Source organism: Halobellus sp., assembly GCF_042218505.1.
In the GTDB taxonomy this organism is placed as follows: Archaea; Halobacteriota; Halobacteria; order Halobacteriales; family Haloferacaceae; genus Haloquadratum.
The window spans coordinates 1-20514 of the sequence record NZ_JBDGQZ010000059.1; the positions used below are offsets into that span (position 1 = coordinate 1).

The window sequence follows — 20514 nt, forward strand, 5'->3', positions numbered from 1 at the left end:
CTCGCTGTCACCTCAACAGGCACGTTCTGGACGGGCGACGAGTTCGACCACTGGCAGCGTGAATACGAGAAGCGGCGTGGCGACCTGCAAGAGTGCGGGACGCGGTGGGCACACGAGAATATGCAGGCAGTCGGACGCAGAGAAGAAGGCCGGTTCAAACTAACGCTTCACCGGATAGCGAACGAACTTGTCACAGAAGCCTGTCACCACGAGTGTTCGGTAATAGCGTTCGAAGACTTGACCGATATCCGGGACCGTACTGGTGCGTCGTGGGGCCACAAGTGGGCGTTCAACCGCCTGTACGACTATGTTGAGTACAAAGCCGCAGAGTACGGTATCACGGTGGAGCAAGTTGACCCCGAGAACACGTCGCGTCGGTGTTCGCACTGTGGGTTTACCCATCCAGACAACCGGGAGAGTGAGTCGTTCGAGTGTCTGAAATGCGGCTACGAGAACCACGCGGACTACAACGCTGCGAAGAATATCGGCCTACGGTATCTTCGTCGCAACCAAACTGGGGGCGACGAAGGCGCACCCTTGGGCGTGCGCTTGAACAGCGGGACGCTGAACGTGAACGGTGAGTATGAATCACCTGCCGAGACTTCGGCCAGAACGGGAGTCCACGCTGAATCCCGCGGCTTTAGCCGTGGGTAGCTCAATACGTCAGCGTCCACTCATCCAGGCGTGTCCTGGCTTCCGACGATCTTCTATTCGATAGCGGCCCTCACACCAATGGTCTGGCTGTTGATGGATGACCGACATAGGCCGGCGGCGAGACAGGCGATCGGAGTCGTCCTCGTGATGGTCGTCGTGGGTGGCGTCGCGACGGCTCTCCTCGTCGAGCGACTCGGCGAGGCGAGTGTGCTGCAGTTCAGAATCGCGGCGCTCTCGTTTGCTGGATTCTTGGGTGTGCTCGGGTACTTCGGCCTTCGTGTCGGGCTCCTCTCCGTCTTCACGGCAGTATCCGATTCTTTCCCCTGAGCGGAGAGTGAGGCCGATTGATCGACGCCTGTGAACACTGATCAACTGCAGACCGCCTCAGCGACGGCGTGTGGCGGTTGGCTCATCAGTGGCTCGTTTCGATACACGCTCGTTGAGAATCGTCGGAACGGCCTCGCCGACGCCGACGATGGGCTCCCACGACAACCGCGCTTCGAGACTCCCGAGCGTGAGAGACCAGAGGAGCGTCGCGGCGACGACGAACGGGCGGCTTCGCTTCGTGTTCGCGGGCGCATACACGGAATTGTTAACACTCTTTTGGGAAACTGCTGTTGCCGACGCAAACGGATCGAGATTCACTCCACGAAAACAAAACGCCGAGAGAGCGTTAGAACAGCGCCGCAGCGACGGTCTGAGCCGTCTCGATGACCGGACCGAAAGCGGGGAGCAGGAGCATCGTCCCCACTCCGGCGAAGAGCACCGCCGCATAGAGGCCGACCGGTCGACTCTGTATCTCGAAGTTCCCGCTGGGTTCTTCGATCCACATCGCCTTTACGACGCGACTGTAGTAGAACAGCGACAGCGCGCTGTTGACCGCGCCGACGGCGGCGAGCCACCAGAACCCGGCCTCGATGGCCGAGTAGAACAGGGCGTACTTCGAGAGGAACCCACCGAACGGCGGGAGCCCCGCGAGGCTGAACATAAACACCGTCATCGCTACCGCGGCGACGGGTGCGGCCGACGCGAGGCCGTTGTAGTCCTCGAACGTCCGACCGACGCCCCAGTGTTCGACCAGTGCGATGAAGAGGAACGCGCCTGTGTTCATAAAGCCGTAGACGAGCAGGTGCGCCATCGACGCACCGAGTACATCCCCGTTGGGGCCGCCGGCGGCCAGTGCCGCGAGGCCGATCAGCGCGTAGCCAGCGTGACCGATCGAGGAGTACGCGAGCATCCGCTTGACGTTCTCCTGGGTCGCGGCCGCGAAGTTACCGAGCGTCATCGTGACGACGGCCAGCACCTGGAATGCGAGCACCCAGTCGACGCCCGCCGGGATCGCCCCGAGCGGGAACGCCTCAACGAAGACGCGGAACGCGAGTGCGAAGCCCGCCGCCTTCGATGCCGAGGAGAGGAACGCCGAGATCGGTGCCGGCGCGCCCTCGTACGCCTCTGGCGCCCAGAAGTGGAACGGCACGGAGGCCGTTTTGAACGCCATTCCGCCGACGATCATCAGCACGCCGAGTCCGACGACGCCGGTCATCCCGGAGACGCCGGCCCCGAGCGCCGACGCGACGTCGGCGAAGATGAGCGAACCGGACGCGGCGTAAATGAGGCTGATACCGAAGACGAACACCGCCGAGGACACCGACCCGATCAGCAGGTACTTCAGTCCCGCTTCGACGCTGCCGCGGTTCTCCCGGAGATACGCGACGAGCGCGTACGACGGAAGCGAGGCGAGTTCCAGGCTGACGAACGCCGTCGCCAGGGAGTTCGCCATCGCCATCGCCGCCATCCCGGTCGCCGCAAACAGCACCATCGAGTAGAACTCCGCGCGGTGCTCGTGTCCGTCGAGGTAGTCGTAGGCGGCGACGGCCACCATCGCCGTGACGACCGTAGTGATGAGCGTGAAGAACAAACTCATCCCGTCGACGACGAGCGAACTGCCGTACAGCGAGATTGCGCCGCCGGTTCGCGGCTGTCCCGTCCCGGCGACGAGGAACCAGGTCGTGACCGCAAACGCCAGTAGGGAACCGCCGGTAGCGGTGCCGGCCAGAACCGTATTGTTCGGGTCCTCGCTCCACACCGTGTCGATCCCGAGAAGCACGAGCCCCGTCAGCGCGAGGATGAGTGCCGGCGCGAGCGCCGACCACATCGGGGTGCTGGCCTCCGCGGACTGCAGGAAGGCGGACATCACAGCCCACCTCCCGTCAGGATCGGATTAACAGCGTCCTGGATCATCCCGAAGAAGAGGTTGGGGGCGACTCCGAGGACGATCACGAGCAACAGGAGGACCGCGAGCGGCGCGACGTCCTGCATCGGTGCGTTCGTGATTTCGTACTCGCCGTCGAAACTGAACGGCCCGAACAGCGTCCGCTGCATCGCAAACAGCAAGTAGCCCGCAACGATCACGATGCCGAACATCGCTGCCCCGGTGAACGCCGGCATCGCCGAGTGGACGGTGGAGGCGAACGAGCCCTTGAAGATGAAGAACTCGCCCGCGAACCCGGCCATCAGCGGCAGGCCCATATATCCGAACGCGCCGGCGACGAAGATGCCGGCGGTGATGGGCATCCGGTCTGCGATTCCGGACATATCGCCCACCATCCGCGTGTGGGTCGTGTTGTAAATGACGCCGACCGCCATAAACATCAGTCCCGAGATGAGGCCGTGTGCGATCATCTGGAACGTCGCGCCGCCGACCCCGTAGGTCGTGTACGCGACGAGTCCAAGGATCACGTATCCCATCGACGAAACCGACGAGTACGCGACGATACGCTTGAGGTCCTGCTGTGCGAGCGCCAGCAGCGCGCCGTAGATGACGCTGATGACGGCGATACCCGCGATGGGGACGACGAGTGCCGTCGCCACGTCGGGCATCATCGTGAAGTTGAACCGCAGCAGGGCGTAGGTTCCCATCTTCAGGAGGACGCCCGCCAGCATCACCGACACCGGCGTCGGGGCCTCGACGTGGGCGTCGGGCAGCCACGTGTGCAGCGGCGCGACGGGAACCTTCACCGCGAAGCCGAGGAACGTCGCCACGAAGGCGACGGTCTTCAGCGTCCCGGCACTCAGCCCCGCGAAGCCGCCGAGTTCGCCTCCGCGGAGCGCCTGCGCGATCTCCGGAAGTCGCGTCGACGATACCGAGTCGCCGAGGCCGAAGACCAGCGCGATGAACCCGATGAACATCACGAGCGACGCCACGTTCGTATACACGAAGAACTTGATCGCAGCGTAGCGCCGGTTGGGACCGCCCCAGATGCCGATGAGGAAGTACATCGGGACGAGGACGGCCTCCCAGAAGACGAACCACGCGAAGAAGTCGAGCGCGGTGAACACGCCAAGCAGGTTCGCCTCCATAAACAGCATCAGGCCGTAGAACTGCGACTGTCGCGCAGAGATGGGCGTCCACGCGCTGATAATTGCCAGCGTCGAGAGAATCGTCGTGAGGACGATCAGCGGGAGACTGATGCCGTCGACGCCGACAAACCAGTGCAGGTCGAGGCCGCCGAGCGTTAACCAGACGAGGTCCGTCTCGAACGCGATCGATCCGCCCAGGAGGGCGTTGCCGCTCGCGTCGTACTGTGCCCACATCCAGAGGCTCCCGAGCACCGGGAGCACGCTGAGTGCCGCCGCGAGTCGACCGGCGTACTCGTCGGGGGCGACGAACACGACCAGTGCGGCGAGGAACGTGACAGCGATGAGCGCTTCAATGATCATATGAACCACCCTCCGAGGAGACCGAAGGCGACGAGAAGGACGGTCAGGCCGAGTGTGAGCAACGCCGCGTAGTTACTCACTACACCCGTCTGGATGCGGCGAATGCGACTGCCCGAGAACAGGCTGACGCTCGAGACGCCGTTGACCACGCCGTCGACGATGCCGCCGTCGAACGTGTTGGCTGCGCGTGAAACCGGACGCGTGATGCCGTTAGCCAGCCAGATCTGGTACTCGTCCTGGTAGTAGTTGTTGTACAGCACCGTCTTGATGCGCCCGAGCCGGTCGGTGTGTTCGACCGGTTCGGGGACGTTGTACAGGCGGTGTGCGAGGCCGGCTCCTGCCAGCGCGAGGCCGAGCGAGACCGCGGCACCGATTGCTACCGTCGCCGCTTCGCTGCCGATGTACGCCGAACTGTACGGGATCAGTTCGCCGTAGTGGTGAGCCGTCAGCGACTCGAAGCCGCCGTCGAGCCACTTGTGCAGGAAGTCGATACCCTTGATTCCGAACAGTTTCTCGACGGGCACCATATTGACCACCCCGGCCGTCGCGGCCAGAACGCCGAGGACGACGAGCGGCCCCTTGACGTTCCAGCGAACGCCGTGTGGATCCCGCGCGGTCTGTGAGCGCGGCTTGCCGTGGAACGTGAGGAACACCATCCGAAACGTGTAGAAGCCGGTAAAGAACACCGCGAGGAGGCCCATCGCGTACGCGCCCAGCAGAATCGGGTTGCCGCCGAGGCCGTGGATGAGCGTCTCGTAGAGGACCTCGTCTTTCGACCAGAAGCCGGCAAACGGGACGATGCCCGCGAGCGCGAGCGATCCCGAGAGGAAGGTGTAGTATGTCACGGGCATCTTGTCTTTGAGACCGCCCATATCCCACATATTCTCGTTGTGGTGCATCGCAATGATGACCGACCCCGCACCCAAGAAGAGCAGCGCCTTGAAAAAGGCGTGCGTCATCAGGTGGAAGGTCGCAGCGACGTAGCCGCCGCCACCGAGGCCGAGCATCATATAGCCGTACTGCGAAATGGTCGAGTACGCGAGCACCTGCTTGATCTCGCGCTTGACGACGCCCATTGTGGCGGCGAACAGCGCGGTGAAGCCGCCGACGAACGCGATAATCGCCAGAGCGTTCGGCGACAGCGCGTAGAACCCGTACATCCGCGCGACGAGGTAGACCCCGGCGGCGACCATCGTCGCGGCGTGGATGAGCGCCGAAACCGGCGTCGGACCTTCCATCGCGTCGGGCAGCCACGTGTGCAGCGGGAACTGCGCGGACTTGCCGATCACGCCACCCAGGATGAGCAGGCCGACGATGGTGAACCACGTCTGCGGCGCGAAGCCGAAGGTGTTGACCGCAGCGGCCTCACCGTGGAGCGCCGCCTCGGCGAGCACCGGGAACGAACTCTCGCCGGCGAACGCCGCCGTACCGAACGTCGCGAAGACCGCGACGACGCCGACGAGGAAGAAGTAGTCCCCGAACCGCGTGACGAGGAACGCCTTCTTCGCGGCGCTCGGTGGCCCCGGCTCCCGGAAGTGGAAGCCGATGAGCAGGTACGAGCAGAGCCCGACCAGCTCGAAGAACATAAACGCCATCAGCAGATTGTTCGCCACGACGAACCCGAGCATCGACGCGGAGAACAGGCCGAGACCGGCGTAGTACCGCGGCAGTCCGATCTCGCCCTCGTCGTTCATATACCCGAGACTGAAGACGTGGACCAGGAAGGCGATGAGTGTCACGATGAGCAGCATCATCGCCGACAGCGGGTCGATCAGGAGGCCGAAGGTCAGATCGACCGCGTTGAGTCCCTCGGCCCACGTGTAGATCGTCGCGTTGTACGTCTGCCCGCTGGAGACGGTCAGGAACGTTGCGGCCGCTAAGACGAGTGACGTGCCCGTCGCGGCGATTCCGGCCAGCGCGCCGCCTTTCGGTAGGTGGTCGCCGACCGAGAGCGCGACGAGGAACGAGACGAACGGCAACAACACGATCGCGGGTGCGAAATCAAGTATTCCTACCATTTTACCACCTCATCGTCGTCGCTTCTGTGACGTCGACGCCGTCGAAGTTGCGGTACAGCACCAGGATGATCCCGATACCGATCGCGACTTCGGCGGCGGCCAGTGCCATCACGAACAGCCCGAGCGTCTGGCCCGTCACGTTCCCCCAGACGTAGGAGAACGCGACGAGATTGATGTTCGCGGCGTTCATCATCAGTTCGACCGACATCAGAATCAACAGCGCGTTCCGGCGCGTGAGGATTCCGAACAGCCCGATGCAAAAGATGGCGGCCGAGAGGAGCAGATAGTACTCCGGCGGGACCATCAGTCCTCACCTCCGAAGAGCGTCTGTTTGAGTTTCGTCCCGCCGTCGGTCAGCAGTGCTCCGTCCTCCTCGTCGCTCCGGCGTGCGAGGTGCACCGCCCCGTCGAGGGCGACGTCCAGCGCGACGGCGATCAGAAGGAACGCGGCGAGGAAGCTCTCACCCGGGACGTCGCCGAGTTCGAGGTTGAACATCGCATACCCGATGCTCGCCGTGATGTTCGATCCCTGGGCGAACCCCTGCGGGGCGGGGAACGACGCCGAGAGGAACGTCGCGGCCATCACGACGAACAACGCTGCGGCCGCGAGGCCGGGTAGTAGGTGCGATCCGAGTTTCAGTTCAGGCTTCGTGGTCATGTGCTACTCACCTCCGGTTGTGTGCGCGTCAGCATCACGGCGAACGTGATCAGGATGAGAACCCCGCCCACGTAGACGAGGATCTGCATCGCGGCCAGAAATTCGGCCTGTAACATCACGTAGTGCACCGCGACGCTCAAGAGCGCGCCCCCGAGCAGGAGTGCGGAGTGCCAAATGTCCCGCACGAGGACGACGCCCAGGCTGCACCCCACGGTCACAAGGGCGAACAGCGCGAACGCGATGGTCTCGTAAACCATTGTATGTGTCTCCTTGAGGAACCCCTTTGAAGATTTCGAGAAGTCCGCGTACATCAAGAACGAGCCGTGGACTTCACCGGTCAGCCCCGTCGTCGGGGGATCCTACCTCACTGGTAGTCCACCTCGCCCTCTCCCTCGCCGATCCACGCGTCGCGGTCGGGCTCCCGGGAGTTGAGCGGGTCGATGTCCTTGTACCACGGGACGTTCTTCAACTGCTCTTTGTTGTACACGAAGTCGTCCTTCGTGTCTGCGGTGAACTCGAAGTTCTGCGTGAGCAGGATCGCATCGACGGGGCAGACCTCCTCACAGAGCCGGCAGTAGATGCACTGCCCGATGTGGAGATTGTACTGCTCACCGTTTCGCTTGTCGTCCTGCACGATCTGAATCGTGTCGTTGGGACAGACGTTCTCGCACTGTCGACACCAGATACACCGCTCCTGGCTGAACTTGTGGACCCCGCGGAACCGGGGGCTCACTTCGGGCGCGACGTCAGGGTACTCGACCGTGAACGTCTCGCCGTCCAGTGCGTGTTTCATCGTCGTTGCCATCGATTTGAGTACACCAATCATGCTATCACTCCCACGATGATGGCCGTGAGTGCCAGGTTCGCGAAGGAGAGCACGAGCATCCCCTTCCAGCCGATGTCGAGGAACTGGTCGATCCGAATACGCGGGATTGCCGACCGCGCCCACTGCGTGAACAGGTAGAACGCCCAGATCTTGATCGTAAACCACACGAAGCCCGGAAGGAACGGCCCGGCCGGGCCGCCGAGGAACAGCGTCGCGGCGATTGCGCCGCCGAGGAAGATGTGGATGAACTCGCCCAGGTAGATCAGGACGAAGTACACCGAGGAGTACTCGGTCTGGAAGCCGGCGACGATCTCGGTCGGGGCCTCCGGGACGTCGAAGGGGTTCCGTCCGACCTCTGCGAGGTTCGCCACCACGAACAGCACGAACGCGAACGGGTTGACGAAGGCGAACCACTGCGGAATCGTGACGCCGGCAATCGTCAGAAGCGATTCGGCTTGCAGAGCGACGATCTCACTCATCTGCAGCGTGCCGGCGAACACGACCACCGACGCCGCGGTGATGATAAGCGGGATCTCGTAGGCGATGTTCGACGCGATCGCGCGCAGACCGCCCAGCAGGGAGTACTTATTGTTCGAGCCGTAGCCCATCATCACCAGGCCAATCGAGGCGATCGACGACGCCGCGAAGGCGAAGACGAGCCCCGTCTCCGGGTCGGCGAGGTGAATGCCGTTACCCATCGGGATCACCGCGAATCCGAGTAGCGCCGAGAACGGCACCAGAAGCGGACCGAGGTCGTAGGCGGGCCGGTCGACGCCCTCCGGGATCACGAGTTCCTTCGAGAGCAGGCGGACGGCGTCAGCGACGATCACGAACAGCCCAAACGGACCGACACGGTTGACGGCGATCCGGTCGGTGAATGCGGCGGTGATCTTCCGTTTGGCCCACGGGCCGGCGACGGCCGTCTGGACCAACAGGAGGTTGGCGATGATGAACGCGCCGAGGAGGCCACCAACGATCTGTCCGATCGTCCCGGAGAGACCGAGCAGGCCGGCGACCCGCTCGGGCAGGAGTACCTGCGATTGCAGCGGCGTGACCATCAGCGATCCACCTCACCCAGGACGATGTCGAGGCTGCCGAGGGAGGCGACCATATCCGGGATGTATTCGCCGGTAGACATCTCCGGTAGCGTCTGGAGGTTCGAGAAGCACGGACTGCGGATCTTGAAGCGCCCGGGCTTGTCGGTGCCGTCGCCGCGGATGTAGATGCCGAGTTCGCCCTTCGCGGCCTCGACGGCACGGTATATCTCCGTGTCGTCTTCGGGCTTGAGCGTCCGCGGGACGTTCGACTGGATCTCCCGTTCGTCTTCGGGCCAGTCCTCCAGCAGATCGGCGCACTGCTCGATGATCTTCGCCGACTCCTCGACCTCGCGGAGCCGAACCAGCAGACGGCTGAAGTTGTCGCAACCGTCCTCGGTGATGACGTCCCACTCGAGTTCGTCGTAGTAGCCGTAGGGGTCGTCGCGGCGGAGGTCGTAGTCGATGCCGGATCCGCGGGCGACCGGGCCCGTCGCGCCGTAGGACTTTGCGACTTCCGGTGGGAGGACGCCCGTGTCGATGGTCCGGGACTGCAGAATCTCGTTGCCGGTGATGAGGTCGTGGTACTCCTCGAGCGCCTGCGGGAGGTCGTCGAGGAAGTCACGAACTGTCTCGAAGAACTCGTCTCGGGGTTCGGGGAGGTCCCAGACGACCCCACCCAGCCGGAAGTAGTTGAACATCATCCGCTGGCCGGTGAGGTCTTCGAGGATGTTCTGCGTCTTCTCGCGGTCCCGCATCGCATACATAAAGATTGCGGTGAAGTCGCCGTAGACGTCGAGTGCAAACGTGCCGACCGCGAGCATATGCGAGGCGATCCGGCAGAGTTCCGCGCCCATCGTCCGGATGATCTGGGCGTACTCCGGCACCTCGATGTCGTTCAGATCCTCGGCCGCGCGGGCGTACGCCCACTCGTTGAGGAGTCCGGAAGAAGCGTAGTCCCAGCGGTCGGGATACGGCATAATCTGGTGCCGGTAGGTCTTCGTCTGACACATCTGTTCCTCACAGCGGTGGAGGTAGCCGATGTCGGGATCGACGTCTGCGACCTGCTCGCCGTCGAGGACCGTCTTCACGTGGAGAACGCCGTGGGTCGCGGGGTGGTGCGGCCCGATGTTGATGTACATCGTGTCGCCCTCGTCCTCGCGGTGGTCCTCGGCGAGCGGGTTCTCCCACTCGTCGAGCGTGACAATCTGTGGCCGGTCCTGATCGTAGTTCTGCGAGAGCGGGTGTCCCTGCCAGGTCTCGGGCAGGAGGATCCGCCGTAAATCCGGATGATCGTCGTAGTCGATACCGACGAGGTCGTAGGCCTCCCGTTCGTGCCAGTCGGCCGTCCGGAACACCGGTTCGGCCGACTCGCTCACGGGGTCGTCCTTGGTCGTCGGGACGATGACGCTGACCTCGCGCTGGCGGTCGTCGAAACTCGTGAGGTGATAGATCGACTCGTAGCGGCCCTCACGCTCTTCGGCGGTGACGCACGAGAGGTGATCGAACCCGGCCTGATCGCGGAGGCGACGAAGCGTCTCCTGGACTGCGTCCGGCCGGATCACGAACCCGGGCGCGTTGACGTGCGTTTCGGTGTCGACCACGAGGTCGCCGAGCAGTTCTTCGATCTCTTCGGCACCAGTCGGGAGCGTCTCGACGGCACCGTCGTCTGGCGTCGGTTCCTCCAAACTCATGGCGAATCAGCCCAGTTGTACCGCATCACCAGATCGTCCTCGTCGATCTGGTCTGCGAGTTTCTCGACGATCTCGTCCTGTTCGAGGTCGTCGAACTGTTCGAGTTCGTACGGCTTGACCGTCACCGGACTTGACTCGCCTTCGGCGATCCGCTGCTGCAGTTTGGCGACGCCGTAGATGAGCGCCTCAGGACGCGGGGGGCAACCCGGAACGTGAATGTCCACCGGGATGACCTCCTCGGCGCCCTTGATGACGTTGTAGCCCTCCTGGAACGGGCCGCCCGAGATCGTACACGAGCCCATCCCGACGACGAACTTCGGTTCGGGCATCTGGTCGTAGACCCGCTTCATCCGCGGAGCGAACTTCGAGACGATGGTCCCGGGGACGATGATCACGTCGGCCTGTCGGGGCGACGCGCGGGGGACCCCGGCAGCGAACCGGTCGAGGTCGTGTTTCACAGAGTAGGTGTGCATCATTTCGATGCTGCAACAGGCGATTCCGAACTGCAGCATAAACATCGAGGAGCCGCGGACCCAGTTCATAAATTGGTCGAACTTGGTGAGGATGAACGGCGAGGAGCCGAACGCCTCCCGGAGCTTCGAGTTGAACCGGTCGTCCGCGCCGCCGCCGGTCAGTCGGGCGTCCCGCGTCTCGGTCTGTACTTGCGTGTCGTCCGTGACGAATGGTCTATCTCGTTCGCTACTCATGTGTTTCTCTCCGTCTTTCGGCGGTTCGCCAGCGGGCTCTTGACCCACTCGACCGCACCGTTACGCCACGCCCAGACCAGACCGACGACGAGGGCCCCGATGAATACGAGCATCGGGCCGAGAATCGTCGTCAGTCCGACCCCCTGCTCCAGCGCGGACCGGTAGATGACGGTCCACGGCAGGATGAGAACGGTTTCGACGTCGAACACGACGAACAGCAGCGCGACCATATAGTACTGGATGTTAAACTGGACGCGTGCCGTGCCGGTCGGCACCTCACCGCTCTCGTAGGTGGCGCGTTTACCTTGTTCAGGCACCGATGGGCGGAGCAGCGCCGAGACGGCCATCATCCCAAGCGGGATGCCGACGGCTACAAGCCCAAGGGCACCGATTGCGATCCATTCACTCATTCCTGAATCTCCTGACGTTCGGCAGTTAGCGGTGCCCCCCCATAAGCGTTGATTTATACTGTTGTGCGGGCACAATTCCGGTGGCTCGCCCTGCGAGAAAATCGCACGCATTCGGTGGTCGACGGTCGGCGTGCCAAGCGACTACTCCTCGTTGCGATGGTCGACGTACGCAGCCGCGCCGAGGTCGTGAAGATCCCGCGAATCTCTCGCGACGGCTCCCACGAGCGACTCGTGATACTCGACGAGTCGCGTTTCTAACACGTCGTGTTCGCGCGCGAGCATCTGCGCCGCCGACAGTGCGGCGTTGAACGACTTGCCGGCGTCGACGGCGACGATGGGCGCACCGGTGGGCATTCCGATTACGCTGTCGACGGATTTCTCCTGTACTGGAACGCCGATCACCGGAATCGGATAGGCGATAGAGGCGGTCATATTCGGCAGGTCGGCGGACTTCCCGCCCGCACCGGCGACGATCACGTCGATCCCTCTGTCGGCTGCGGTCTCACCGTAGGCGTACATCAACTCCGGCGTGCGGTGTGCGGAGACGACGTAAGTCTCGTAACTGAATCGAGCGTCGGGGCCGTCGTGAAAGTCGGTCTGTTCCTCGAAGCCTAATTCGACGAGCGCGTCGTGCGCGCCGCGCATTGTCTCGAGGTCCGAGTCCGAACCCATAATGATGCCCACGTCGGGCGTCTCCGTCGGATCCACTCCGGATTCGGCCTCGCTTTCGAGGCGTTTGATCAGGTCCTGTACGGTCACGTCAGCGTCGTCGTCGGGCGTGTAGTCAGTCATCGTTCTCGGGCGTTTGGTCAGTCGTCGTCGGGCGCGTCGGCGATTGTGATCGTCAGGCGTGCAGTCGGTTGTCGTCGGTCATTGGGACTCGGTCGGTCACTCGAACCGGAGGGAATCCCGCGTTTCCCTCGCGTGCGCAAGGAGGTCGCTCGCATCCGTCTCGTCCTCGCCGGTCAACGTCACGTGACCCATCTTGCGAAGCGGGCGCACCTCGTCTTTCCCGTACCAGTGAAGCGAGGCGTCCTCGTCGCGGAGAACGGCCTCGACGTTACTCAACCGTGCCGACTTCGACTCCTCGACGGTCCCGAGCACGTTCGCCATCACGGTGGGACAGCGGAGTCGGGTCGAACCGAGCGGCCAGCCGAGCACGGCGCGGACGTGCTGTTCGAACTGTGAGGTTTGCGCGCCCTCGATAGTCCAGTGGCCGGAGTTGTGCGGGCGCGGCGCGATCTCGTTGACCGAGATGTCGCCGTCGGGGGTCTCGAACAGTTCGATGCCGAACACCCCGCGGCCCGAGAGCGTTTCGAGGACGTCGCGAGCGACCTCCTCGGCGCGTGCGAGCACGCCGGCGTCGGTCCGAGCGGGCAGAATCGTCTCTCGGAGAATCTCGTTTTCGTGGACGTTCTCGCCGGCGGGGAAAGTTCGGGTCTCGGCTTCCCCCTGGACGGCAATCACCGAGAGTTCCCGCGCGAAATCAACGAACGTTTCGGCCATCGCGGGGCCGCCCACGGCCTCCATCGCGTCTTCGGCGTCGGCGGGGTCGGTGACGGGGACGTTCCCGCGGCCGTCGTAGCCACCGGTCCGAGCCTTCAGCATCACGCTTCCGAACTCCGCGAGCGCGTCGCGGAGGTCGGCGGCGTCGTCGACGCGCCGGAACGGCGGCACGGGGACGCCGGCCTCGCGGAGCGTGCGCTTCTGGACGAGTTTGTCCTCGATCATCGAAAGCGTCGCCGGATCGGGGTTCACCGAGAGGTCGAACTCGTCGGCGACCGCTTCGAGGAGCGTCGAGTCAGCGAGTTCGATCTCGAACGTGAGGGCGTCAACTCGTGAGGCCAGTTCGCGGAACGCCGCCGGATCGTCGAAATCGCCGACGACCTGGTCGCGCGCAACGGGCGCGGCGGGAGAGTCTGGAGTCGGATCGAGGACCACCACGTCGACGCCGAGCGGCGCGGCCGCCTCGGTAAGCATCCGGCCGAGTTGGCCGCCGCCGACGACGCCGAGCGTGGGGCCGGGAACGGTGACGGTCACGTTCGACGCTACCGAAGGATAGTGAATAAACCTTGCCGAACGACCCGGTGAGTGTGCAAGAACGTGCGTTTCAGCAGGGAGATGGCTCGCTGTCGTCACTCACTGGGCAGCCGTGAGCGGAGCGTCCACCGGTTGCCCATCAGATCTGCATCCCCTCATCGGCCAGATCCGGGGCGACCTCGCGGAGTCGTCCAGTGTCGATGTAGACGACGACCCGATCGTTCCAGAGCCGGAACTTGTGCTCGAAGACGGAGTACCCCGACAGTTCGTCGCTGATCTCGTCGCGGTCGTAATCCTTCGCGATGACGACCGGGGGTGCGTCAGCGAGTGCTTCTGAGAGTTCCGCGTCGGGCGGCGAACTGGTGACGGTGGCGTTGTGCTTCTCCAGATACCACGGGAGCGGAAGGCGGTCGTGCCAGGCGGGGCCACCGGGCGGGGCGGTCCGCAGCGACGACTCGTTGCGGACGTAGAACACCTCGTTATCGCTCCCGGGCGCGCTGGTCCCGACAAAGAGGACGTCGGTCCCCCCATTCGCGGCGGACACGCCGCCGACGGCTTCCATCGTGGGCTTGAGATCGTTCGCTGGCTGGGCCCACTGGAGCACTTGCTTGTCCTCCTCGGAAGCGGAGTTGAAGTACATCGCGTTGGCCACGGCCGCCCCGCTGAAGGCCGCGAGGATCACGAGGGCCGCCAGGCCGACGCTGACTGCATCGCGGGCTTCCAACGCGTCGCGGGCGGACGCGACGACGAATCCGACTCCCACCGCGGCAGGGATCGCCAGCGGGATGACGACGTGGACGCCCGCCCACGGCGCCTGGATGTCGGTCGCGATCGGATACCCGAACAGCGACGCGATCGCCCAGTACGTCGCGAACGAGACGAGTTCGCGCTGTCCACCGGCGCGTAACCCGTAGCGGTCGATCACGACGCCCAGCAACCCGAACGCGACCACGGCTGGCGCGCCGTAGACGAGCGTCTGAGCGAGGTCCCCGAGGTAGGGCAAGTACGGGTGGTCCTGGTGGCTCCCCCCGGCCCACGTGTCGGCGAACTTTTCTGCTGCGCCTACCGTACCCGCATCGATGACGCCCGGGATCTGCGAGGGCGAACCGAACATCTGCCAGAGGTCGGGCCGGGGCGCATAAAAGAACAGCACGACGCCGAGAAAGAGCGCCAGCGATCCGACCGTGACACCGAGGACGCGATTGAGCGACGCCCGGGGCGTCGGGCCGTGTGAAAAGACGCGAGTTTCGACGCCTTCGCGCCAGCGGCTCACCACGCTCCGAGCGGATTCACCCTGGGCCCGTGCCGCGAGCAGTCGGTGATCTGCCAGGAGCGCACCCGCGCCCAGGAAACAGAGGACGTAGAGGATCGCGTTCTCCTTCGTCGTGAACGCCAGGCCGAGCGAGAGGGCCGCGGGGAACGCATAGCGGAGTCGCCCGGTGTCGAAGCCACGGACGGCGAAGCCGAGCGCGGCGAACGCGAAGACGGCGACGAGCACGTCGTTCCGGAGAAATCGCGAGTAGTAGACGGCGAGCGGATTCAGTGCGAACAGCGCCGCCAGCGCGAGGAGTTCCACGTTACGGAGTCGCTCGCGGAACAGCCACACCGAGAGCGGGAGTACCCCGCCGACGACGGCTACGGGAAAGCGCGCGAGGAAGTCAGAGACGGGCGCGAGCGTGAACAGCCAGTCGTTGACGACCGGCAGGAACGGGCCGTGGACAATCGGACGGTACTCGTGGATGCCCGTCTCGTGATAGCGGAGGATCCAGTAGCCGACGCGTCCCTCGTCCCAGTGGAAGATCCGACCGCCGAGGGCGACGACTCTGAGTGCCAGCGCTACGACGGTAAACGCGGCCACGCCGAGGAACGCGTGTCGTCGGGAGAGGAAGTCGGTCTCGCGAGTCGAGGTATCGGTTGCGCCGGGGGTATCGAGCGATGGCTCTCCAGTGGGCGAGTCGCCGATGCCGAGGCCCGGATTGGCGTCTTCTTCAGCGGACGTCTCGCCGACGGCGACGGGGTCACCGAACGGGTCGTCGCCACCGGCGTCTGCTGGAGGGCTGCTGGAGGTCGTCTCGTCGGTCTCGCGGGGGCCCTCGTCAGGGCTCATTGACAGTGTTTGGCGACCACGACGTTACAACTCTTGTGTTTGTCCAGTGCGAGCGGCCCGCGACGCCGTCAGTCCTCGCGGCCGTCGTCGGAGCGGTGCCCCCAGTGCCCACCCGATACCTCTTTGACGCCCCCGTGGGACCGGATCAGTATGGCAACGCTCGGACTGGTGGTGACCGAATTCAACGCCTCGGTCACCGACAAGATGGCGACGGCCGCGAAGGAAGCGGCCGTCAAACGCGACGCGACGATCACGGAGACGCTTCGGGTGCCGGGAGTGTACGACTCGCCGTTAGCGGCGGATCGGCTCGCTCGGCGCGAGGAGGTCGATGCGGTCGCGGTCGTCGGCGCGATCGTCACCGGCGACACCGATCACGACCAAGTCATCGCGGACGCGGCGGCGCAGTCGCTCACGGACGTGAGCCTCGATCGGGACGTGCCGGTCACGCTCGGCGTCTCGGGGCCCGGCCAGAGCGGAGCCGAAGCGCGCGAGCGGATCGACAAAGGTGCGGAAGCGGTAAACGCGGCGGTCGATATGGTGGAGACGTTGGTATGAGTTTCGACTTCGCAGCCCGCGTCGAACGGGTGGAACCGAGCGCGACCCTGGCAATCAGTAACAAGGCGAGCGAACTGGAGGCCGATGGCGTCGACGTCGTGGACCTCTCGGTCGGCGAACCCGACTTCCCGACGCCGGCGAACGTCGTCTCGGCGGGACAGGACGCAATGGCCGCCGGACACACGGGCTACACCCCCTCGAACGGGATTCCCGAACTCCGAGCAGCGATCGCGAGCAAACTCCGCGACGACGGCATCGACGCCGAGAGCGACGAAGTGATCGTCACGCCCGGCGGGAAGCAGGCGCTTTTCGAGACGTTCCAGACGCTGATCGACGATGGGGACGAGGTCGTCCTGCTCGACCCCGCGTGGGTCTCCTACGAGGCGATGGCGAAGCTCTCGGGCGGGTCGCTGAACCGGGTCGACACCGCGCCGTACGACTTCCAACTCGAACCCGCGCTGGACGACCTCGGGGCGGCGGTCTCCGACGACACTGAACTGCTCGTCATCAACTCCCCGTCGAACCCCACGGGTGCAGTCTACTCCGACGCGGCGCTCGAAGGCGTCCGCGACCTCGCCGTGGAGCACGACATCACTGTCATCTCAGACGAGATCTACCAGCAGGTCACCTACGGCGTCGAGATGACGAGTCTCGCGGCCCTCGAAGGGATGGGCGACCGCACCGTCACGATCAACGGGTTCTCGAAGGCGTACTCGATGACGGGCTGGCGGCTCGGCTACCTCCACGCGCCCGAGTCACTCGTCTCACAGGCGGCGAAACTCCACTCGCATTCGGTGTCCTGCGCAGTGAACTTCGTCCAGCGCGCCGGCCTCGAAGCCTTAGAGAACACCGATGAGGCCGTCTTAGAGATGCGCGACGCCTTCCGGGAGCGCCGCGATATGCTCGCCGACCTCTTCGCCGAACACGACGTCGACGTCCCGGTCGGCGACGGCGCGTTCTATATGATGCTGCCCGTGGCCGACGACGATCAAGCGTGGTGCGCGGGCGCAATCGAGGACGCCCACGTCGCGACCGTTCCCGGGGCGGCGTTCGGATCGCCGGGCTACGCCCGGATCTCGTACGCGGCCAGCGAGGAACGCCTCCGCGAGGCCGTCGAACGCCTCGCCGAGCACGGCTACATCTGAGACGTACCGACACGGAACAGAAGCGCGAGAACGAGACCGGATCGCGGAAGCGAGACAGGAGCGGAACGGAGAACGAACCGCAGGCGGTTCAGTCGGCCGCCGTGGACGCCGGTCCGCCCCCGACCTCGGTGACGACGCCCTCGTCGGACCATCCGCGGACGTCGTAGTACGCGTCGAGGGCGGCCTCGAAGCCGTCGACGTCGTAAGGGAGACGGTCGTCGCTGCGGTCGAAGCCGCGCTGATTGTTGAAATGCCGTTCGAGTTCGACCACGCGCGCCCCCACCGCCAGGAGGTCCTCGTAGTCGGCCCCGAACAGCCCCTCGAAGCGCTCGGGTGTCATAAAGTCCCGCGAGAACCGACAGACGACGCCGCAGTCCTCGAGCGCTCGGGTGTTTTCGAGTTCGACGAGTTTGGCGGCCTTCTCGTCGCTGAGGCCGTCGGGATCGAAGGCGTCTTTTCGGGGAACGAGCGGGTACTCGTACGCGTAAAACGTCGCGTACATATGGTCTGCACCGCGGTTGGCCGTCGCGAAAGACAGGCCCTGACCGTTGAGTGCGCGGCCGTCGTGCGCCGGGAACTCCAGTCCCTTCACTGTCCAGTTCTCGATGCCCAGTTCCTCGTGGGCGCGGTCGATTCCCTCCGCGAGCGTGTCACCGACGCCCTCACGGTGTGCGATCTGTTCGACAGTCTCTCGGACGAGTCCCGCGTCGCCGAAGCGGTCCTCGCTCGCGAGGTAGCCGGCGACGACGTCGCCGGCGGAGATCACGTCCAGTCCGAGGCGGTCACACAGTTCGTTCGCGCGCATCACGTCGACGATGTCGTCGACGCCGCAGTTGCTGCCGAACGACATCACGGTCTCGAACTCCGGGCCCTCCGTCTCGACGCCGGTCGCCTCGTCCCGCGTCGGGAGTTTGCAGGCGAAGGCGCACTGCGAGCAGGTACCCCTCTTGTACTTCTTCTCCTCAACGCGGTCGCCGTTGATCCCCTCGGCGCCCTCGAAGGACTGGTCGGCGAAGTAGTACGCGGGGAGCGCGTCAGCCTCGTTGGCCAGGTCCGTCACCGAGGTCGTGCCCTGCCGCTTCATAATGTGGTCGTCGGTGGCGGCCTCGCGGTGGACCTCCATCTGCATCGACGGGATCTCCACGGGCGGTTCGGCGTCGCCGGCGAACGTGACCAACTTGACGTTCTTCGCACCGAGAACGGCCCCCAGACCGCCACGGCCGAAGGCCCGCGACTCCGACGTCATAATCGACGCGAAGCGGACCTCGTTCTCGCCGGCCGGACCGATGCAGGCCGTGTGTTCGGGGTCGAGGTCGTGCTCCGTTGCCGCGTATTCGACCGTCTCGGGCACTTCCACACCGGCCAGTTCCGGAACGGGCTCGAAGGTGACGCCATCCTCGCGGACGTGGATCGCGAGCAGTTCGTCGCTTTCGCCAGTGAGCTCGACGGCGGCGTTGCCGGCCCCGACGAAGTTCCGCGAGAGGAACCCGCCGGCGTTCGAGGAGAACAGTCCGTCGGTCAGCGGTGAGACGGCCGTGCAGTTCATTCGCCCGGTGAACGACATCCGCGACGCTTGCATCGGGCCGGTGGAGAAGTACAGACTGTTTTCGGCGTCGAGCGGGTCGGCGTCGAAGGGGATCCGATCGTGTGCGAGCGCCGTCGCGACGCCCCGTCCGCCGACGTAGTCGGTAAGGACGTCGTCGATCGATTCGGTGGTGGTCTCGCGCGCACCCACATCGATCGAGCGGAGCGGTCCCTGGGTGTGCAGCATAGCAGATATCAGGCCGTCCCCAGTCATAAATGGTGGCACACCAGTTCTAGGCAACTCAGACGACGCCCACGGCGCGGACCGGCGCGCCGTCGAGGCCCTCGGGGTAGCGATCGACACCCACGGCGACGGGACAGGAGCCTGAGATGAACCCGGAACAGCGCGAGAGTCGCGCGGCGGCGTTTCGGGAGTCCACGCCGGGGAGCGGCGTTGAACTCCCCTACGCGGGGTTCGATACGTTCCTGAAGTGGGAGATTGCCGACGTGGAGGACGTCGTCGGGGCCGACGCCGCCGTGCTCGGCGTTCCGTACGACGGCGCGGTGAGCAACCGCCCGGGAACGCGCTACGGGCCGCGCGCCGTCCGCCGAGCCAGCGGCTGGCCGGCGTATCTCTCGAGGTCCAAAGGCGGCCTGACCAGCGTTCGCACAGGTCGGCAGGTGAACTTCGGCGCGCTCGATCTGGTGGACTGCGGCGACGTGCCCGTGTTTCCGATGGATCGCGGGACGACCGCCGAGTCGATCACCGCTCACGTCGCAACTGCCGCCGAACAGGGCGTGATGCCGGTGGTCGTTGGCGGCGACCACTACTGCACGTTCCCGGCGTTTGAGGGGTTCGCCGCGGGCAGCGGCCACGACACCGTCGGCCTCGTCCAGATCGACGCCCATACCGACACGTCGTCCGAGAGCGCGCTCTTCGGGGAGCACTTCCACGGCTCGTCGACGCACCACATCGCGGAGTCCCCGTACACGGGGTACGAACACGTCGCACAGGTCGGCATCCGCGGCTACGAGTCGCTCGGGTTCTTCGAGTACGCCGAGGAGACCGGCCTCTCGGTGTTCACGATGCGCGACGTCGAACAGCGCGGTATCACCGACGTCGTGGAGGCGGCGATTGCGACAGTCGCAGCCGACACCGACGTGGTCTACGTGACGTTCGACATCGACTCGGTCGACCCGTCCGTCGCCCTGGGGACAGGGACGCCCGAACCTGGCAGGCTCTCGGCGTCGCAGGCGCTATCCGTGATGGAGCCGCTCGGCACCCACGACGCCGTCGCGGCCGCCGATCTGATGGAGGTCGCGCCACCACAGGATCCGACGAACAGCACCGCCAGGCTCGGTGCGTATCTGCTGACGACGCTGCTCGAACAGCGATTTCCCCGGTGAGCCAACGGCTGGTGGA

21 protein-coding genes are annotated in these 20514 nt (G+C 64.9%); 5 read left to right on the forward strand and 16 right to left on the reverse strand.

The window, feature by feature from the left end:
• Together ABEI27_RS14540 and ABEI27_RS14545 are read left to right on the forward strand one after the other, a co-directional pair.
• A partial coding sequence (locus ABEI27_RS14540) for an RNA-guided endonuclease InsQ/TnpB family protein (protein WP_375800129.1) occupies positions 1-654 on the forward strand: 654 nt, incomplete at its 5' end.
• Between the two features lie 78 nt (positions 655-732).
• The gene (locus ABEI27_RS14545; protein WP_375800130.1) at positions 733-981 is read left to right on the forward strand and encodes a hypothetical protein; all 249 of its coding nucleotides are present in this window, start codon (positions 733-735) and stop codon (positions 979-981) included.
• Between the two features lie 57 nt (positions 982-1038).
• Here ABEI27_RS14545 and ABEI27_RS14550 read toward each other — a convergent pair whose 3' ends face one another.
• The 15 genes from ABEI27_RS14550 to ABEI27_RS14620 form a co-directional block, all read right to left on the reverse strand.
• Positions 1039-1239 (reverse strand): hypothetical protein, encoded by a 201-nt coding sequence (locus tag ABEI27_RS14550; RefSeq protein ID WP_375800131.1) that lies wholly within the window; start codon positions 1237-1239, stop codon positions 1039-1041.
• A gap of 88 nt (positions 1240-1327) precedes the next feature.
• Positions 1328-2848 (reverse strand): NADH-quinone oxidoreductase subunit N, encoded by a 1521-nt coding sequence (locus ABEI27_RS14555; protein ID WP_375800132.1) that lies wholly within the window; start codon positions 2846-2848, stop codon positions 1328-1330.
• Positions 2848-4374, reverse strand: coding sequence for a NuoM family protein (locus ABEI27_RS14560; RefSeq protein WP_375800133.1), 1527 nt, complete (start codon positions 4372-4374; stop codon positions 2848-2850). Before ABEI27_RS14560 ends, ABEI27_RS14555 begins: the two co-directional genes overlap by 1 nt.
• A complete protein-coding gene (gene nuoL, locus ABEI27_RS14565) occupies positions 4371-6392 on the reverse strand; it encodes an NADH-quinone oxidoreductase subunit L (protein WP_375800134.1) in 2022 nt (673 codons plus the stop codon). Before nuoL ends, ABEI27_RS14560 begins: the two co-directional genes overlap by 4 nt.
• A 1-nt stretch (position 6393) precedes the next feature.
• Positions 6394-6696, reverse strand: coding sequence for an NADH-quinone oxidoreductase subunit NuoK (nuoK, locus tag ABEI27_RS14570; RefSeq protein WP_375800135.1), 303 nt, complete (start codon positions 6694-6696; stop codon positions 6394-6396).
• On the reverse strand, positions 6696-7049 hold the full coding sequence (locus ABEI27_RS14575; protein WP_375800136.1) for a proton-conducting membrane transporter: 354 nt from the start codon (positions 7047-7049) through the stop codon (positions 6696-6698). Before ABEI27_RS14575 ends, nuoK begins: the two co-directional genes overlap by 1 nt.
• Positions 7046-7306, reverse strand: coding sequence for an NADH-quinone oxidoreductase subunit J (locus tag ABEI27_RS14580; protein WP_089768442.1), 261 nt, complete (start codon positions 7304-7306; stop codon positions 7046-7048). The genes ABEI27_RS14575 and ABEI27_RS14580 overlap by 4 nt, the downstream gene beginning before the upstream one ends.
• Before the next feature lie 107 nt (positions 7307-7413).
• Entirely contained in the window at positions 7414-7875 is a 462-nt protein-coding gene (locus tag ABEI27_RS14585; protein ID WP_375800137.1) for a NuoI/complex I 23 kDa subunit family protein, read from the reverse strand.
• Positions 7872-8933 carry an NADH-quinone oxidoreductase subunit H gene (locus ABEI27_RS14590; RefSeq protein ID WP_375800138.1) on the reverse strand — a complete coding sequence of 354 codons (1062 nt, stop codon included), beginning with the start codon at positions 8931-8933 and terminating at the stop codon, positions 7872-7874. Before ABEI27_RS14590 ends, ABEI27_RS14585 begins: the two co-directional genes overlap by 4 nt.
• A complete protein-coding gene (locus ABEI27_RS14595) occupies positions 8933-10603 on the reverse strand; it encodes an NADH-quinone oxidoreductase subunit D (RefSeq protein ID WP_375800139.1) in 1671 nt (556 codons plus the stop codon). The genes ABEI27_RS14590 and ABEI27_RS14595 overlap by 1 nt, the downstream gene beginning before the upstream one ends.
• A complete protein-coding gene (locus ABEI27_RS14600; protein WP_375800140.1) occupies positions 10600-11310 on the reverse strand; it encodes an NADH-quinone oxidoreductase subunit B in 711 nt (236 codons plus the stop codon). The genes ABEI27_RS14595 and ABEI27_RS14600 overlap by 4 nt, the downstream gene beginning before the upstream one ends.
• The gene (locus ABEI27_RS14605; RefSeq protein ID WP_375800141.1) at positions 11307-11720 is read right to left on the reverse strand and encodes an NADH-quinone oxidoreductase subunit A; all 414 of its coding nucleotides are present in this window, start codon (positions 11718-11720) and stop codon (positions 11307-11309) included. Before ABEI27_RS14605 ends, ABEI27_RS14600 begins: the two co-directional genes overlap by 4 nt.
• Positions 11721-11861: 141 nt before the next feature.
• Positions 11862-12512 (reverse strand): 5-(carboxyamino)imidazole ribonucleotide mutase, encoded by a 651-nt coding sequence (gene purE, locus ABEI27_RS14610; protein WP_375800142.1) that lies wholly within the window; start codon positions 12510-12512, stop codon positions 11862-11864.
• A gap of 96 nt (positions 12513-12608) precedes the next feature.
• A complete protein-coding gene (locus ABEI27_RS14615) occupies positions 12609-13760 on the reverse strand; it encodes a 5-(carboxyamino)imidazole ribonucleotide synthase (protein WP_375800143.1) in 1152 nt (383 codons plus the stop codon).
• 139 nt (positions 13761-13899) lie between these two features.
• Positions 13900-15867, reverse strand: a complete 1968-nt coding sequence (locus ABEI27_RS14620; protein WP_375800144.1) for a flippase activity-associated protein Agl23 — start codon at positions 15865-15867, stop codon at positions 13900-13902.
• 150 nt (positions 15868-16017) lie between these two features.
• Here ABEI27_RS14620 and ribH point away from each other — a divergent pair, with 150 nt between their 5' ends.
• Positions 16018-16422: a 6,7-dimethyl-8-ribityllumazine synthase gene (gene ribH / locus ABEI27_RS14625; RefSeq protein ID WP_375800145.1), complete on the forward strand. Its 405-nt coding sequence runs from the start codon at positions 16018-16020 to the stop codon at positions 16420-16422.
• A complete protein-coding gene (locus ABEI27_RS14630) occupies positions 16419-17567 on the forward strand; it encodes a pyridoxal phosphate-dependent aminotransferase (RefSeq protein WP_375800146.1) in 1149 nt (382 codons plus the stop codon). Before ribH ends, ABEI27_RS14630 begins: the two co-directional genes overlap by 4 nt.
• A gap of 88 nt (positions 17568-17655) precedes the next feature.
• On the opposite strand, the gene ABEI27_RS14635 is transcribed toward ABEI27_RS14630, so the two are convergent.
• Entirely contained in the window at positions 17656-19338 is a 1683-nt protein-coding gene (locus ABEI27_RS14635) for an aldehyde ferredoxin oxidoreductase family protein (RefSeq protein ID WP_375800147.1), read from the reverse strand.
• A 143-nt stretch (positions 19339-19481) separates the two neighbouring features.
• Here ABEI27_RS14635 and ABEI27_RS14640 point away from each other — a divergent pair, with 143 nt between their 5' ends.
• Positions 19482-20498, forward strand: coding sequence for an agmatinase family protein (locus ABEI27_RS14640; protein WP_375800148.1), 1017 nt, complete (start codon positions 19482-19484; stop codon positions 20496-20498).
• Positions 20499-20514: the final 16 nt, after the last annotated feature.